Source organism: Epibacterium ulvae, assembly GCF_018678075.1.
Taxonomy (GTDB): Bacteria; Pseudomonadota; Alphaproteobacteria; order Rhodobacterales; family Rhodobacteraceae; genus Epibacterium; species Epibacterium ulvae_A.
Genome location: NZ_JAHHIR010000005.1, coordinates 149,985 through 164,643, shown reverse-complemented (window position 1 = coordinate 164,643; position 14,659 = coordinate 149,985). Strand labels below are relative to the sequence as shown.

The 14,659-nt window shown below is 58.0% G+C and carries 13 protein-coding genes and 2 pseudogenes; 2 read left to right on the top strand and 13 right to left on the bottom strand.

Translation table 11 applies throughout. The annotated features are described in order from the left end of the window. Positions 1-221: 221 nt before the first annotated feature. The 10 genes from KMP13_RS01185 to KMP13_RS01155 all read right to left on the bottom strand — a co-directional run bounded on the left by KMP13_RS01185 (position 222) and on the right by KMP13_RS01155 (position 9,985). Positions 222-1,529: a pyruvate dehydrogenase complex dihydrolipoamide acetyltransferase gene (locus KMP13_RS01185; RefSeq protein ID WP_215263608.1), complete on the bottom strand. Its 1,308-nt coding sequence runs from the start codon at positions 1,527-1,529 to the stop codon at positions 222-224. A gap of 165 nt (positions 1,530-1,694) precedes the next feature. Continuing rightward, positions 1,695-3,071: a pyruvate dehydrogenase complex E1 component subunit beta gene (locus KMP13_RS01180; protein WP_215263607.1), complete on the bottom strand. Its 1,377-nt coding sequence runs from the start codon at positions 3,069-3,071 to the stop codon at positions 1,695-1,697. Between the two features lie 14 nt (positions 3,072-3,085). Next, entirely contained in the window at positions 3,086-4,075 is a 990-nt protein-coding gene (pdhA, locus tag KMP13_RS01175; protein WP_215263606.1) for a pyruvate dehydrogenase (acetyl-transferring) E1 component subunit alpha, read from the bottom strand. Between the two features lie 375 nt (positions 4,076-4,450). Then, the gene (locus tag KMP13_RS01170; RefSeq protein ID WP_215263605.1) at positions 4,451-4,750 is read right to left on the bottom strand and encodes an FtsB family cell division protein; all 300 of its coding nucleotides are present in this window, start codon (positions 4,748-4,750) and stop codon (positions 4,451-4,453) included. A gap of 173 nt (positions 4,751-4,923) precedes the next feature. Then, positions 4,924-5,817 (bottom strand): arylamine N-acetyltransferase family protein, encoded by an 894-nt coding sequence (locus tag KMP13_RS01165; RefSeq protein WP_215263604.1) that lies wholly within the window; start codon positions 5,815-5,817, stop codon positions 4,924-4,926. A 170-nt stretch (positions 5,818-5,987) separates the two neighbouring features. Then, complete coding sequence (locus KMP13_RS20310) at positions 5,988-6,638, bottom strand: methyl-accepting chemotaxis protein (protein ID WP_251363628.1); 651 nt, start codon at positions 6,636-6,638, stop codon at positions 5,988-5,990. Beyond that, positions 6,556-7,332 carry a hypothetical protein gene (locus KMP13_RS20305; RefSeq protein WP_251363617.1) on the bottom strand — a complete coding sequence of 259 codons (777 nt, stop codon included), beginning with the start codon at positions 7,330-7,332 and terminating at the stop codon, positions 6,556-6,558. Before KMP13_RS20305 ends, KMP13_RS20310 begins: the two co-directional genes overlap by 83 nt. Continuing rightward, the gene (locus KMP13_RS20300) at positions 7,287-7,484 is read right to left on the bottom strand and encodes a hypothetical protein (RefSeq protein WP_353055664.1); all 198 of its coding nucleotides are present in this window, start codon (positions 7,482-7,484) and stop codon (positions 7,287-7,289) included. Before KMP13_RS20300 ends, KMP13_RS20305 begins: the two co-directional genes overlap by 46 nt. Then, the gene (locus KMP13_RS20295) at positions 7,481-8,191 is read right to left on the bottom strand and encodes an ammonium transporter (RefSeq protein ID WP_251363626.1); all 711 of its coding nucleotides are present in this window, start codon (positions 8,189-8,191) and stop codon (positions 7,481-7,483) included. Before KMP13_RS20295 ends, KMP13_RS20300 begins: the two co-directional genes overlap by 4 nt. 615 nt (positions 8,192-8,806) lie before the next feature. Then, positions 8,807-9,985, bottom strand: coding sequence for a phosphoglycerate kinase (locus KMP13_RS01155; protein ID WP_215263603.1), 1,179 nt, complete (start codon positions 9,983-9,985; stop codon positions 8,807-8,809). A gap of 156 nt (positions 9,986-10,141) precedes the next feature. Between KMP13_RS01155 and KMP13_RS01150 the strand changes: the two genes are divergently transcribed. Beyond that, positions 10,142-10,648, top strand: a complete 507-nt coding sequence (locus tag KMP13_RS01150) for a peptidylprolyl isomerase (RefSeq protein ID WP_215263602.1) — start codon at positions 10,142-10,144, stop codon at positions 10,646-10,648. Beyond that, the gene (locus KMP13_RS01145) at positions 10,641-11,198 is read left to right on the top strand and encodes a peptidylprolyl isomerase (protein WP_215263601.1); all 558 of its coding nucleotides are present in this window, start codon (positions 10,641-10,643) and stop codon (positions 11,196-11,198) included. Before KMP13_RS01150 ends, KMP13_RS01145 begins: the two co-directional genes overlap by 8 nt. Positions 11,199-11,373: 175 nt before the next feature. Here KMP13_RS01145 and KMP13_RS01140 read toward each other — a convergent pair whose 3' ends face one another. From KMP13_RS01140 to KMP13_RS01130, 3 genes and pseudogenes are all read right to left on the bottom strand, one after another. Further along, on the bottom strand, positions 11,374-12,000 hold the full coding sequence (locus KMP13_RS01140; RefSeq protein WP_215263600.1) for a hypothetical protein: 627 nt from the start codon (positions 11,998-12,000) through the stop codon (positions 11,374-11,376). A 331-nt stretch (positions 12,001-12,331) separates the two neighbouring features. After that, positions 12,332-13,645, bottom strand: a pseudogene (locus KMP13_RS01135) (IS91 family transposase). Between the two features lie 10 nt (positions 13,646-13,655). Next, positions 13,656-14,570 (bottom strand): annotated as a pseudogene (locus KMP13_RS01130) (tyrosine-type recombinase/integrase). Between the last annotated feature and the right edge of the window lie 89 nt (positions 14,571-14,659).

The window sequence follows — 14,659 nt, the reverse complement described above, 5'->3', positions numbered from 1 at the left end:
GCGGCCCTTGTAAATTTGCGGTGCTTGAGAGTTTCTAAACTCCAAAATAAAAACATTATTCAATTTGAAGGGACTGTCATGGGGCCGTTACAAAGCCAAAACCCGGCTTGTGAAAATGTGGGGGCAGGTGCGTTTTCCCCACGTTTAGCCACAAAAAAGGCCGGGACTGTGCCCGGCCTTACTTTTGTTTTTTGAATGTTTGCGACAATTTCGCGCAGGCTTTACGCCAGCATGACCATCGGGTTTTCGAGGTTGTCGACAATCGCTTTCAACAGATCCGCACCAACGGCGCCGTCGATGACACGGTGGTCAACGGACATGGTGACGCTCATGACGGTGGCCACGGACAATTCGCCATCCGCGCCAACAACCGGCTTTTTGACGCCTGCACCAACGGCCAGAATACCGGCGTGGGGCGGGTTCACGATGGCGTCGAAATTGTCGATGCCAAACATGCCGAGGTTGGAAATCGCGAAGGAGCCGCCCTGGTATTCATGGGGCGCCAGTTTGCGATCACGGGCACGTTTGGCCAGATCTTTCATCTCAACCGACAGGGCCGACAGGGACTTCATGTCCGCGTCCTGCAGAACCGGGGTGAACAGGCCACCTTCGATGGCGACCGCGACGGCCACATCAGACGGTTTCAGTTGCAGAACCCGATCACCGGCCCAGACCGCATTTGCCGCAGGCACGGCCTGCAGCGCATTGGCCAGCGCTTTGATGATGAAGTCATTGACCGAGAGCTTCACACCGCGGCCCTCGAGCTGTTTGTTCAGCTGGGAGCGGAACTTGAGCAACGCATCCAGTTGGATGTCACGGCGCAGGTAGAAATGCGGGATGGTCTGTTTGGCCTCAGAGAGACGTGCGGCGATGGTTTTGCGCATACCGTCGAGCTTGATTTCCTCAAACTCGCGATCGGCATACATCTTGGCAACCATCTCGGCCGAGGGGCCGGTGGGTGCGGCGGCAGCAGCCGGAGCCGGTGCAGCAGCGGCGGGCGCAGCAGCTGGTTTCGGCGCGGCGGTTGCGTTTTCAACATCCGCTTTGACGATACGACCGCGGGGTCCGGAGCCTGCAATTGCGCTGAGGTCGAGACCTTTGTCAGCCGCAATGCGACGCGCCAGAGGCGACGCAAAGATCCGCGTGCCATCAGCGGCGGCAGGTGCGGCTGGCGCAGGAGTTGCACCTGCCGGTGCGGCGGCTTTCTCGGCGGCAACAGGTGCCTCCTCGGCAGCCGCTGCGGCAGGGGCCGCGGTTCCGGCGGCGGCAATGTCATCCGCGCTTTCACCGTCTTCCAGAAGGACCGCGATCAGGGTGTTTACTTTCACCCCTTCCGCGCCTTCTGCGACGAGGATCTTGCCGATGGTGCCTTCGTCCACGGCTTCGAATTCCATGGTGGCTTTGTCGGTTTCAATCTCGGCAATCAGGTCGCCGGAGGCGACAGTGTCGCCTTCCTTTACGAGCCATTTCGCCAGGGTGCCTTCTTCCATGGTTGGAGAGAGGGCGGGCATGAGGACTTCAATAGGCATTTAATTTTCTCCCTTTTCGGAGCAGCGAGCAGCCTGTTTCTCTAGGTCCGAGATGTATGAATTCATCATTGCGCCGTGCATCGCGTCTTTGACTTCTGCTGATGCAAAGCCAACCCCGAACACACAAGGAACCAAGAGAAACAGCCAACGCTTTTTCATAGAGCTTTACCGATAGGTGACTTGTTTCACCGCTGCGACCACTTCGTCTGTGGTGATCAGCGCGTGTTTTTCGAGGTTCGCGGCATAGGGCATAGGCACGTCCTTGCCGGTGCAGGTCACAACCGGTGCGTCCAGATAGTCAAACGCCTGCTGCATCACTTCCGAGGCGATATAGGAGCCGACAGAACCCTGCGGCCAGCCTTCTTCGACGGTGACCAGACGGTTGGTTTTCTTGACCGATTGGATCACGGTGGGCAGATCCATTGGACGCAGGGTCCGCAGGTCGATCACCTCAGCCGAGATACCGTCTTCGGCCAGTTTATCCGCCGCTTCCAGAGCATAAGTCATGCCGATGCCAAAGGAGACGATGGTCACATCGGTGCCTTCGCGCCAGATGCGGGCCTTGCCGAATGGAATGGTGAAATCATCCAGTTTTGGCACGTCAAAAGACTTACCATAGAGGATCTCGTTTTCCAGGAAGATGACCGGGTTGTTGTCGCGGATGGCGGTCTTCATCAGACCTTTGGCATCCGCTGCAGAGTAGGGCATCACAACTTTGAGGCCGGGAACCTGCATGTACCATGCGGCATAGTCCTGGCTGTGCTGTGCGCCCACACGGGCTGCGGCACCGTTTGGACCACGAAAGACCATCGGCGCACCCATCTGACCACCGGACATATACAATGTCTTGGCGGCAGAGTTGATCAGGTGGTCGATCGCCTGCATGGCAAAGTTGAACGTCATGAACTCAACAATAGGGCGCAGTCCACCAAAGGCGGCACCGGTAGCGATCCCGGCAAAACCATGCTCGGTGATTGGCGTGTCGATCACCCGTTTGGGGCCGAACTCGTCCAGCATCCCTTGCGAGATCTTGTACGCGCCCTGATATTCGGCGACTTCTTCGCCCATCAGGAAAACGTCTTCGTCGCCGCGCATCTCTTCGGCCATCGCGTCGCGCAGGGCTTCGCGTACGGTGGTGCTGACCATCTCGGTGCCTTCCGGATAGTCAGGCGTCAGCTCAACCACTGCAACCGGAGCCGCGGCAGCAGCGACGGGCGCTGCGGGCACCGCAGGTGCCTCTGCGACCGGTGCTTCTACGCGCGCCGCAGGCGCAGGTGCGGCCGAGGCATCGTAGGTTTCGCCGTCTTCTACCAGAACTGCGATGGGCGTGTTCACTTTTACACCCTCGGACCCTTCGGCGATCAGGATGGCGCCAACAACGCCCTCGTCAACCGCTTCGAATTCCATCGTCGCTTTGTCGGTTTCAATCTCCGCCATCACGTCGCCGGAGTTTACAGTATCGCCTTCTTTGACCAACCATTTGGCCAATGTGCCCTCTTCCATCGTGGGCGACAGGGCGGGCATCAGGATTTCAGTTGCCATGTCTTATTCTCTCCTCAGGCGTAGATGTCGGTCCACAGTTCTTCCAGAGCCGGTTCCGGGCTCTCCTTGGAAAAATCTGCCGCCTGGTTGACGATGTCTTTGATTTCTTTGTCGATCGCTTTCAGATCGTCCTCGGACGCATGTTTGCCGGTCAGCAGCATGTCACGCACCTGCTCGATCGGGTCACGCTCGGACCGCATCTTTTGCACTTCTTCGCGGGTCCGGTATTTTGCCGGATCTGACATGGAGTGGCCACGATAGCGATAGGTGTTCACCTCAAGGATATACGGCCCTTTGCCCGCGCGGCAGTGTGCCACGGCGCGCTCGCCTGCTTCCTTGACGGTCAGAACATTCATACCGTCGACCGCTTCACCTGCGATGCCATAAGCGGCGCCGCGCTCCCACAGGGAGGGGGATTTGGTCGAACGCTGAACACTTGTGCCCATGGCGTATTGGTTGTTCTCGATCACAAAGACAACCGGCAGCTCCCAGAGCTGTGCCATATTGTATGTCTCATAAACCTGGCCTTGGTTTGCAGCACCGTCACCAAAATAGGTGAACGTCACGCGACCGTTGCCTTTGTACTTGTCGGCAAAAGCCAGACCTGCACCCAGCGGCACCTGCGCGCCAACGATGCCGTGGCCGCCATAGAAATGCTTCTCTTTCGAGAACATATGCATGGAGCCGCCTTTACCTTTGGACAGACCACCTTCGCGGCCGGTCAGCTCGGCCATCACGCCGCCTGGTTCCATGCCACAGGCCAGCATGTGGCCGTGATCGCGGTAGGAGGTAATTCGCTTATCGCCTTCTTCGGCAGCAGCTTCGAGACCAACAACAACGGCTTCCTGGCCGATATAGAGGTGACAGAAACCACCGATCAGACCCATGCCATAAAGCTGTCCGGCCTTTTCTTCGAATCGGCGGATCAACAGCATTTCGCGATAGTAGGTTTTCAATTCGTCAGCGGAGACGTTTGATTTCGCTGTGGATTTTCTTGCGGCCATGGTGGCGGGCTCCCCCTTTTGGCAAGATAGTTTAGTGTTAAACTAACCGATAAAGCATTTTTCTTGCTGAGGCGAGCGCTAAGTTATCGCAATTCAGGGTTGTGCCTTTTGCGCCAGGGTGATGGGCGGAAGCCTATCGGAATCAAACGCTTAGCCCTGTGCAAGAAAATGCCGCTGCCACAGCACAGGCAATTTCAGCCTGTGCCACCGTGTTTGGCGAAGATGCGTGAAGAAACCAATAAAGCCAGAGCCGCAGATTTTGGAGCGGTCATCGTCGTCCGGGCTGGACGCCGTCCGCTGCCGTCAAGGATGGCTTGTTGCACAGCCCACGGGCACAACTTTATTGGATGTGATCGATGACTTTAGATCGGGGTATTAGCGAATAACCAGCTCATCCGAGCGTACCACACCCAGAACCGAGCGCGCCTGTTCGTCCAGCAAATCCAGATCGAGATAATCGTCGGACAGGCGATGGGTCAGGTTTTCCATCTGGCGGATCTCGGACGTCAGGCGGCTAAGATCGGCGTGTAATGTGGCGCTTTCCGCTTCGATTTCCACCCGGCGAAACAGGCCAAAGTCGCCCTGAATGGCGGCAAAAGTGAAATAAGCGCTGAGCCCAAAGGCCACCGCAAAAAAGAAGAATACACCCAAATTGGGACGGTTCATGCGTGTCACGTAGGATCGCCTGTCTGTCTGCTCGGGCCAACGCCGCCAATACTGCCCGGCGGATTAACCTGTGTTAACGTTGTGTTATCGCACCGTTTTCCGGCGTCTGACCAAACTATGGCACAGGGCAGGTCGTTTGTGAAACGCTAATTTAGGGACCCACGCGTTTCCGGAGGCCAGATTTATGACAAGGGGCCGAACAGCTCGGTGTGGCGCTGAACAAGCTGGGGCCAAAGGCTGGCGACCTCAGGGACGTCGAGGTTGAATTCGGACTGCAAACAGGCGCGCAGCGCGTTCACGTCGCCTAGGGTCTTAGTCTGGACGCCATCGGGGCATTGGGTTGTTTTGACCAGGCCGCGCAGGACGGTATGGGTGTCGGGCGTGCGCCGCTGTGCGGTCAGTGTGCGGCGAAAAGGAGAGCTGCTGTCGGTTTGCAAGCGGTGGTTCGCCGGTTCAAAATGGTCGGTGTCCACGGGATCCAAAGTGAACCAATAGCTGCTTTTACTGTCGGCGTGGCACTCGGTGTAGGTATAAAACCCGCTCGGCTGCGCAGTGATTGAGATGTCGTAGGGCGGCTGTGAAACCTGCGTCGCTCCCAACGGCACTGGCCCGTTGTTGCCGCCGCCAAATCCCACGTCCACCACAAGCGGTCCACCACAAGCGGTCCACCACAAGCGGTCCACCACAAGCGGTCCACCACAAGCGGTCCACCACAAGCGGTCCACCACAAGCGGTCCGCCGCAGTCGACCAACAAAAGCATGTGATCGCCGGTCGCACCATCAGCTGGCGTATCGGGGCCGACGTGGCCCGCAAGCCGGGTGACACCATATCCGAGGGTTTGCAGCAACCAGGCAAACAGGCCGTTCAATTCAAAACACCAGCCGCCGCGACGGGCCTCGACGATTTTGTGGTAAGCCGCATTTAGATCGGTGGAAACTGGACGCCCCAATTGCTGATCAAGGTTCTCAAACGGCACAGTCTCTAGCTGCGCGCGCATCAGACTGTTCAGCGTTGTACGATCTGCGTGAGTGGGGACCGGGCGGTTGATCCGGTCTAGGTAGGTGTGAATATTCATCGTCAGAGCGCCTGGGTTTTCGCGGGATCTGATACGTTGTAATTCCTCAAGCCAAGTTGAGGTCAAGGGATAACAGCCCCCCAAAACGATCGCTGTTTGGGGGGCTGTCTGAGGCATTCAAGTTGGGCACAGCCTGCTGATCCCAGCGGGTTTTGCGCGCAGTGAGTGGATCAGGACGCTTTTAACCCCCGCGTCTGTAAGGCGGCCGCGCTGCCATTTGCAGACCCCCGCCCATAAAGCGCGAGTTTACCCACCGAATTGCTGAGGTTGTCTGACAGATGCGAGATCGACTGCGCCGCATCTGCCAGAGTGTCGGCATCATGGGCGCTGCTTTGCGCCTGACCTTCGAGGTTGCGTGCCGATTGCACGCTGTCGGCCAGACATTGCGCGTTCTGCTCCGCATTGGAATTGACCGAACCCGCCTGATCGCGCACCTGTCGGATGGCTTCGGCCACTGTTGCTGCTTGCCGTGACGCGCTTTCGATGCGGGATGAGGTGAGATGCGTGGCTTGGCGTTGGGAGTTCACCGCTTTGGTGATCCCGGCAACCGCTGTGTGAATGCCGGACATCAACTCGGTCACTTGGGTGATGACCGATGTGGCGCTGTCGGACTGGCTGCGCATTTTGCCGATGGTGTTTTTGATTTCTTCGGCCGCATTGTCCGTCTCCTGGGCGAGGCCGCGCAATTCAGAGGCCACCAGGGAGAAGCCTTTGCCAGCTTCGCCTGCGCGGGAGGCCTCAACCGCGGCATTCACCGCCAGCATGTTGGATTGCATGGTGATTTCCTTGACCAATTCGACCACAGCTTCGATGTCTTCCATCGCTTGTGACAGGGTTTCCATGGCGATCACCGCTTCGCCGGACAGAAGGTTTGCCTTTTTTCGTGACCGCGCTGGTCGCATCCGCATTTTGTGAGATCTGCTGCACCGATTGCATCAGCCCGTTGATGGCGTCGGACACGGCGGAGACTTCACCGGACATGCCTTCGGCGCTGTCTGTGATGCGGGTGACCTGGCCGAGGATCTGATCCGCAGTCTGGCGGTTGCCCTGCGCCGATGTCGCCACGACGGCGGCAGTTTGCCTCATCTCAGAGGACAACTGCTTGGTCGCAGCGGCCTCGTCGCGAAACCGGTGGAAGATCTGTTCCAACCAGTTTGAGGACCGTTGCATCTGCAGCGCGTGGCCTTGGATGCCCGAAACCAGGTGATACACCTGCGCAATAGAAGGGCTGAACAGGGCGGCAAGTTCCGCCGCTTCATCGCCGGTGGTCTCGTCCAGTCGACGGCTCAGATCCACACGGTTTGCGGTCATCGCCTGTAGTTGGGACTGCAACACACCGATGCCAAGGGAGGCGCCATGTTCGGTGGCGTTGAGGCCCGCGATTTCGTCCTTTTGCGGAACTCGGATGCCGAGCGTCATACCAAGAATTTTGAAGAAGACGAATTTGGTGCCAAAGGCCCAGAGGAACGTCACCGCAACGCCCTCCATCTGCACCACAGCCCGCGCCAACCACATCGTCCAGTTTCAGGACCCGTTCGATCACCCATTCGGACAGCACAACACACAGGCCTGATCACAGCACCCTGAACCGTGACCACATCGCAGCCCGCGGTAATGGCAACCAAGCCGCCAAGGCTGCCATTGATGGGCCGGTGCGGCGTGTTCACCGAGTCAAGGGTCCGTCCCGAGAACAGTCCGAAACGCCGCCAAAATAGGCCGCCAAGATGGTGTTGAGGACGATATGGGCAAAAGCCGGATCCGCCGTGGTGGTGGAGCCTCCGTTAAAGCCGATCCAGCCGACCCAAAGGATAATGGCACCCACTGTGGCCAGCACATAGCTGTGCCCCTGCAACGTATTGGCGCTGCCGTCTGGCGCAAACTTACCATGGCGCGCGCCAAGGACGACAATACCGGCAAAGGCGACCCAAGCGCCAACTGAATGGACAACGGTAGAACCCGCAAAGTCGATAAACCCTTTGTCCGCGAGACAGGCCGGATTGTCCCCGTGCAAAAGATTACCCCAGGACCAGTGGCCGCTGGTGGGATAGATCACAATCACCACAAAAATGGCTACGAGAAAATAGGCTGAGAATTTCATCCGTTCGGTCACCGCGCCGGACAGGATTGTGGCAGCGGTGCCCGCAAAGACCGCTTGAAACACAAAGAAAGTATAGTGCCAGTCGTCGGCTTCGGCGAAGGCAAAGCCATCAGTGCCGATCAGACCGGCCCAGGAGGTGCCAAACATCAGCCCAAAGCCGAGCAGATAGAAAGCACTGACCGAGACGATGAAGTCGATGACGTTCTCTTGGGCTACGTTGATGGAGTTTTTTGATCGTGCCATGCCAGCTTCCAACAACAGAAATCCTGCTTGCATTAATAGGACAAGAGCGGGCGCGATCATTGTCCACATGTGGTTGGCAGAAATCTGAAGGCTGTCGACGGTGGCGTGCAGAGTTTGCAGGGTAACGTCTTGCATAGTTCACCCGTGCAGTTTTTAAATTTGTAAAAATATAATTGGAATCGCAGTTTTAATAGGAAGTTTATTCTCAACGGCGGGGTGCATTTTCCGTCAGGGATCCACAGGCAAAATTGTGTTTTTAGAGTAGTTTACGTGCTATTTTCCTGAAGATTAACCACATCCTGCGCCGCGCGTCGGGCTTGCTGGGGTGCGTTTGATATTTAAAACTTGGAAATGGTGCGCGCGAAAGGCGCATCGCGTGACGTTGTCTCGCCCCTTTGTCGGATTGCATGCATCAAGTTGCAGTTTTGGCTCTTTGATACAGCGCGGTAGACCATGTCGCGCCACATACCGCGTGTGGCGAAACACATGCTCCAGGCTTGTATGTGTTGTGCGCGCCATCTGCCCCAAACGCAACCGGCGCCGCGCATCAGCGCGGCGCCGGGCCCAAGTCTGGTGGGACGCCCCCTTGGGGCGGTCCATAAGGACGCGGGAGTGCGCGCCTCTTTGTTTTAGTGGTTCCCGGGCGTTTTACTGTTCCAGGGCTGCAACGCCGGGCAGGGTTTTGCCTTCCATCCATTCCAGGAACGCACCGCCTGCGGTGGAGATATAGGTAAAGCTCTCCGCCGCGCCGGCTTGATTCAGGGCCGCAACGGTATCACCGCCACCGGCCACGGAAATCAACGTGCCCGCTTTGGTCATCTCAGCCGCTTTGGCGGCGGCTGCGTTGGTTGCCATGTCAAACGGGGTGATTTCAAACGCGCCCATCGGGCCGTTCCAGATCAAGGTCTTGGACGCGGCCAGAACCTCTGCCACGGCCTCCACAGTTGCAGGGCCTGCGTCCAGGATCATCGCATCCGCTGGGCAGGCGTTGGCTGCAACGGTTTCATTGTCGGCATTGGCTTTGAATTCCCGCGCCACGACAACATCGGTGGGCAGGACAATGGTGCAGCCCTCGGCCTTGGCCTTGTCCAGGATCGCCAGTGCCGTGTCGGTCATGTCGTGTTCGCACAGCGATTTGCCCACATCGATGCCTTGGGCTGCCAGGAACGTATTGGCCATGCCGCCGCCGATCACCAGATTGTCGACCTTGGCCACCAGATTGCCGAGCAGTTCCAGCTTGGTCGACACTTTTGCGCCGCCCACAACCGCAGTCACCGGGCGTTCCGGCTGACCCAGCGCGCTTTGCAGAGCAGTCAGTTCCGCCTGCATCAAACGGCCGGCACAATTGGGCAGCAGCTTGGCAACCCCTTCGGTGGAGGCATGCGCCCGGTGCGCGGCTGAGAACGCATCGTTGCAGTAGATGTCGCCCAGTGTGGCCAGGAAACCTGCCATTTGGGGGTCATTGGCCTCTTCCATCGGGGTGAAACGTGTGTTTTCCACCAGCACAACCGCATCTGCAGGCAGGGCGTCGATCGCCTCGCGGCTGGGTTTTTCGATGAAGGTCACCGATGTGCCAAAGGCCGCTTCTAACGCAGGCACCAGCGGTTTCAACGACATCTCGGGCACCATTTTGCCCTTGGGACGGCCGAAATGCGCCAGCATGATGGGCGAGCCGCCTTTGGCGACAATATCGGCAATGGTGGGGGCGATCCGTTGGATGCGGGTGTCATCGGTCACGCGGCCATCTTCGACAGGGACGTTGATGTCCACACGTACCAGGACGCGTTTTCCGTTCAGATCCATGTCGTCCAGTGAATTCCAACCCATGCCCAACTCCTTTGGTTAAATCGGCAGTCTCATCTAACGGGGCCTGTTTCGGGCCTTTTTGCCGATCCGTCAATGCTTGGCACGATGCTCCCTTGGCTTTCCTGGCCAACCGCCTTAACAATCGCTTGGAATTTTACTGCATTTGAGGAGGGCCAGATGGCCGAGATCAAGGATCCCGAAAACACAATCATCGTAGAGCTGAAAGACGGCAACGTGGTGATCGAACTCCTGCCCGACGTGGCTCCAAAACACGCTGAGCGTATGAAGGAACTGGCCCGTGGTGGCGAATATGACAACGTGTGCTTTCACCGGGTGATCGATGGTTTCATGGCGCAGACCGGCGACGTGGCCAATGGTGATATGGAAGACGGGTTCAACCTGCGTATGGCGGGCACCGGTGGCTCCAGCATGCCTGATGTGCCTGCGGAATTCTCCAAACTGCCGCATGACCGTGGCACATTGGGCGCGGCGCGTTCGGCCAACCCGAACTCTGCGAACTCTCAGTTTTTTATCAACTTCAAAGACAACCACTTCCTGAACGGTCAATACACCGTTTACGGTCGTGTCATCGAAGGTATGGAACATGTGGATGCGATCACCAAAGGTGAGCCGCCCGCAAACCCCGACCGGATGATCAGCGTCAAGGTGGCAGCAGATGCGTAAGCTGGTCGCAGCGGCGGCACTGGCGGCCCTGGGTGCAAGCCCGGCGCTGGCCACAGGTCTGACCATCGATGTGGCCGGTGAAGGCGCCAATGGCACCATCACCATCGACCTGTTCGAAGATGTGGCGCCGGGTCACGTCGAACAGATCACCACATTGGCAGGCGAAGGAAAATACGACGGCGTGGTGTTTCACCGCGTGATCGAAGGCTTCATGGCCCAGACCGGTGATGTTCAGTTCGGCAAGTTCGGCGAAGATCTGCGCCGGGCGGGCACCGGTGGTTCGGATCGCCCGGATCTGCCTGCCGAATTCTCGGACGTGCCCTTTGATCGCGGTGTTGTTGGTATGGCGCGGTCGCAAAACCCCAACAGCGCCAATTCGCAGTTCTTCATCATGTTCGACGCGGGCTATTTCCTGAACGGGCAATATACCGTTGTGGGCAAAGTGACCGAGGGCATGGATGTAGTCGACGCCATCAAACGCGGCGATGGCCCCAATGGCGCAGTGATCGGCCAGCCTGATCAAATGTCCAAGGTTTCTGTGACGGAATAACCTATTAAGAACTTGAAATGTTAGGAAGAAGCGCGATTTAGGTCGCGCTTTTTTCGTGTATTTACGCCTTCTCAACTATGCCTTGAGTGGTTGTGGTGCGTTAATAAAACCACCAGAAGATGTTGGGATGTCAAAGAGTTTCATAACAACAACGGCGCTGTCAGCATTGGTTCTGTCAGCGCCTTTTTTGTCGCGCGCCGCACATGCGGCCTGCGCTGCGGGAGAGGTCTATATTTCGGGAACCGATACCTGTGCGGTGCCCAACAGCGGCACGCTGACATTGGGCAATGGGGATGACTTTACCTTTACGGATGATGTGATCGTAGATGGAGATGCCATTGTCGCTGTCGACGGCCATTTCATCGCAGTCGACAGCGAAGGACATATCGCCGCCAGTGGCGTGGGTCTTGACCTCAGCGCGGATGCATTTGTTGCGCTGGAAAACGGCGGCGCGCCGGGCGCGGAGTCGGTGACGGCGGGGGATGTCGCCCTTCGCACCGGTGAGAATGCGTTCATTTTCAACGGAGATGGCCATATCGAAAGCCTGGGCACCGTCGCGGGCGGCACGGGCAATGCGGTTGAGACGTCCGGCGACAGGTTTGTGAACACCGGGACGGTTCGGGCGCATTGCCCGTGCCGGCGTATTTATCAGCGGCGGATCTGCCGCTTCAACCGACCTCAGTACCACTGGTGCGACCGCGTTGATCAAAGGTGTGGTCGGTGTCCATGTCGGATCGGACAATGCGGGCAACCGGAACGTCGACGTTTCGACGCTTGGGACGCTGACCGGAACAGGTGGCATTGCTGCAAACCTGGGCCAGCGCGCAGCTTCTCTTCTTTGCTCGACTGTGGCTCGTGTTGGAAAGTCTCCCAAGTTGGAAGCCGCTGGGGCTGGGCGGTATCTATGGGGAAAGAGCACTGTGGGCTGGGTTTGAAGCTGCTGCGGATGCGTTGTTCTTTAGATAGGAAGGTGGCTGTTTCGGCATTCGGCAAGCGGGCTTGCCCTAGAATTGGCCGGGGTCGCTGTCGATTTGCTGCTTTTGCGCGACCTCCCGGATCGCTAAGTACAAGGGACTTTGGCCGGTGTGGCTGAGCCAACCGGTCAGGAATATGCAGTATGATCAGGTGTTTTGTCATGCGGCCTGTTTCCTTGGTTGAGCGCGGGATCGGGAAGCCTGGCCGCGCTTGAACGTTTCGATGATCAGCATCGAGCCACCACAACAGGGACATGGTTACCGCAATGTGAGTGATGTGGGATCATCCTCGGGCAGAGTTTTTTGCTCTGGTGCGCTCGCCCCAATCAGGGCTCGGACCTTGGCAATATTGACCTTGCGTTGCGCGGACGCCAGCAGGCCATAGTGCCGGATCCGGTGGAATCCGCCCATTGTCTGGCAGGGCATGTTTAGATGCCCGAGAAGGGGGTCGAACATGCATCAGGAAACGGCGGATGAATTCGTCCTTTGTCAGGTGCATCACCTTTTTGCCGCCCTCTCGTGGTTGTGCTGCGCAAACCACTGCTAGGCAGTGGTGCACCGCTCTTGATGCGATAGTCCTTCCATCGGAAGGCTACGGTGTTTGCATTGGCGCTGAAGAGGCGCAGGTTCGAGATCGCGACACGGTGCGTGTCACGACTGAGGTAGGCTAGAACTGCCTCGGGTCCGCCGAACGGTGGTTTGGCATAGACCACCCATTCAATTTTGCGTAACGGGGCCAACCAGTTTGCACATTCACAGGTCTCAGCCAGCCCTTTTGGGTCACTATAGAACGCCAGATCACCCGAGCAATGCAACGCCATCAACCCTTCGATGAACAGGCGGCGGAACAGCCGTGACAGCACCCGCACATGCAGGAAGAAGCCCGGCTGGCCGGCGATCCACCGAATGCCACCCGGTGACAGGCCGCCGCCCGGGACGATCATGTGAATGTGGGGATGGTGCGTCAGCGCAGATCCCCAAGTCTGCAGCACGCTGGTCATGCCGATACGAGCACCCATGCGCTTGGGATCAGCGGCGATGGTGATCACGGTTCTCGGCGGACGCCCTAAACAGCAGGCCGTAGACCGCCCGCTTATTCCAGAGGGCGATGCGGGCAATTCACTGACTGGCAGTCGTTTGATTGCAAACGATGAGAGGGACGGCTGGCAGGGTTAAGACCACATGGAAATACTCCACGGGCAGCAAGCCTTTGGCCCGCGCCGCCATCCAGTCGCGCGCCGCAGGTCCCTGACATTTCGGGCAATGCCGTTTCTTGCAGGAATTGTACGCGATGTGCTGGTGGTCGCATTTGGTGCAGGCTGCCACATGCCCGCCGAGCGCCTCGGTCCGGCAGGCTTCTATCGCGGACATCACTTTGAGCTGGGACAGGCTGATATGCCCTTCATTGGCCTGCCGCCACGCGGGACCATGCTTGCGAAATATGTCAGCGACCTCCAGCCTTGCGCGCGGCAATCCCTGTCCGTCACTCCGGTCGCTTTTTGCGGGTCTGGAGGTTCAACTGTTTGAGGGCTTCAAACGGGCTGGTCGTACCCCGGATCATCTTTGTGGCGACTTTGGTGTATTGGGCTGTGGTCGTCAGCTTGGCATGGCCAAGCAGCACCTGAATGGCCCGCACATCCGTCCCTGCTTCCAGCAGATGGGTGGCAAAGCTGTGCCGCAACGTGTGAAGTGTTGCGGGCTTGGTGATCCCTGCCCAGTAGTCGCTGCTTGCAGCGGTGAGAGGGTGCTTGGCTGATGTAAATGCCCGGTTGCATTGACGCGGTGAGATCGGATTGATCTTGGGTTTACCTGGGAACATCCACCCTTTGGGCCGTGCCTCACACCAGTAGTCACGCAACAGGTCGAGCGAGCCCGGTGACAGCATGACCTTGCGATCCTTGCGCCCCTTGCCCTGGTCGACGTGGATCAACATCCGATTGCTGTCGATATCGCCAGTCGTGAGGTTGCAAACCTCGGAGGCGCGCAGTCCCGCGCCATAAGAGATACTGAGTGCCGCGCGATACTTGAGCCCGGGACCCGGAGCTAGGGTCAGAAGTTCGGAGACCTCCTCGAAACTCAGCACTGTTGGTAGCTTGCGCGGCTCGGTGCGAAATTGCATGTACGTCTTCACCTCATCACGCCCGCAGGGCATCGAGAAAAAGAAACGCAAAGCAGTGAAGCGGGCGTTGCAGGCTGAGGGAGTGACCTGGGTGTTCGTCATGTGAAGTTGATAGGCGCGAAGTTCCTCACGCGTGGCCGTATCCGGTGAATGCCCCAGAAACGAAGCAAAATCCTCTACCGCCCGGATATGCGATCTCTGGGATTAGTGCCCCAGAACCCAAATGCGCATGTCCTCGATCATCCGCTCGCGAAGCGGTGTAGTTCTCTCGTTGACCATGAAATCCTCCTGTTTGACGATTGAGAAACCTCAATCGTCAAACAGGTCAGCCAAATCGCAAAACCCGCAGGTCTATCAGGGGAAATCAA

What these genes read in the sequence shown, in the direction of transcription:
- KMP13_RS01185 (WP_215263608.1), bottom strand. Translation starts at nt 1,529, where the DNA reads ATGCCTATTGAAGTCCTCATGCCCGCCCTCTCTCCAACCATGGAAGAA.
- KMP13_RS01180 (WP_215263607.1), bottom strand. Translation starts at nt 3,071, where the DNA reads ATGGCAACTGAAATCCTGATGCCCGCCCTGTCGCCCACGATGGAAGAG.
- pdhA (WP_215263606.1), bottom strand. Translation starts at nt 4,075, where the DNA reads ATGGCCGCAAGAAAATCCACAGCGAAATCAAACGTCTCCGCTGACGAA.
- KMP13_RS01165 (WP_215263604.1), bottom strand. Translation starts at nt 5,817, where the DNA reads ATGAATATTCACACCTACCTAGACCGGATCAACCGCCCGGTCCCCACT.
- KMP13_RS20310 (WP_251363628.1), bottom strand. Translation starts at nt 6,638, where the DNA reads ATGGAAGACATCGAAGCTGTGGTCGAATTGGTCAAGGAAATCACCATG.
- KMP13_RS20305 (WP_251363617.1), bottom strand. Translation starts at nt 7,332, where the DNA reads ATGTGGTTGGCGCGGGCTGTGGTGCAGATGGAGGGCGTTGCGGTGACG.
- KMP13_RS20295 (WP_251363626.1), bottom strand. Translation starts at nt 8,191, where the DNA reads ATGCAAGCAGGATTTCTGTTGTTGGAAGCTGGCATGGCACGATCAAAA.
- KMP13_RS01155 (WP_215263603.1), bottom strand. Translation starts at nt 9,985, where the DNA reads ATGGGTTGGAATTCACTGGACGACATGGATCTGAACGGAAAACGCGTC.
- KMP13_RS01150 (WP_215263602.1), top strand. Translation starts at nt 10,142, where the DNA reads ATGGCCGAGATCAAGGATCCCGAAAACACAATCATCGTAGAGCTGAAA.
- KMP13_RS01145 (WP_215263601.1), top strand. Translation starts at nt 10,641, where the DNA reads ATGCGTAAGCTGGTCGCAGCGGCGGCACTGGCGGCCCTGGGTGCAAGC.
- KMP13_RS01140 (WP_215263600.1), bottom strand. Translation starts at nt 12,000, where the DNA reads ATGCCACCTGTTCCGGTCAGCGTCCCAAGCGTCGAAACGTCGACGTTC.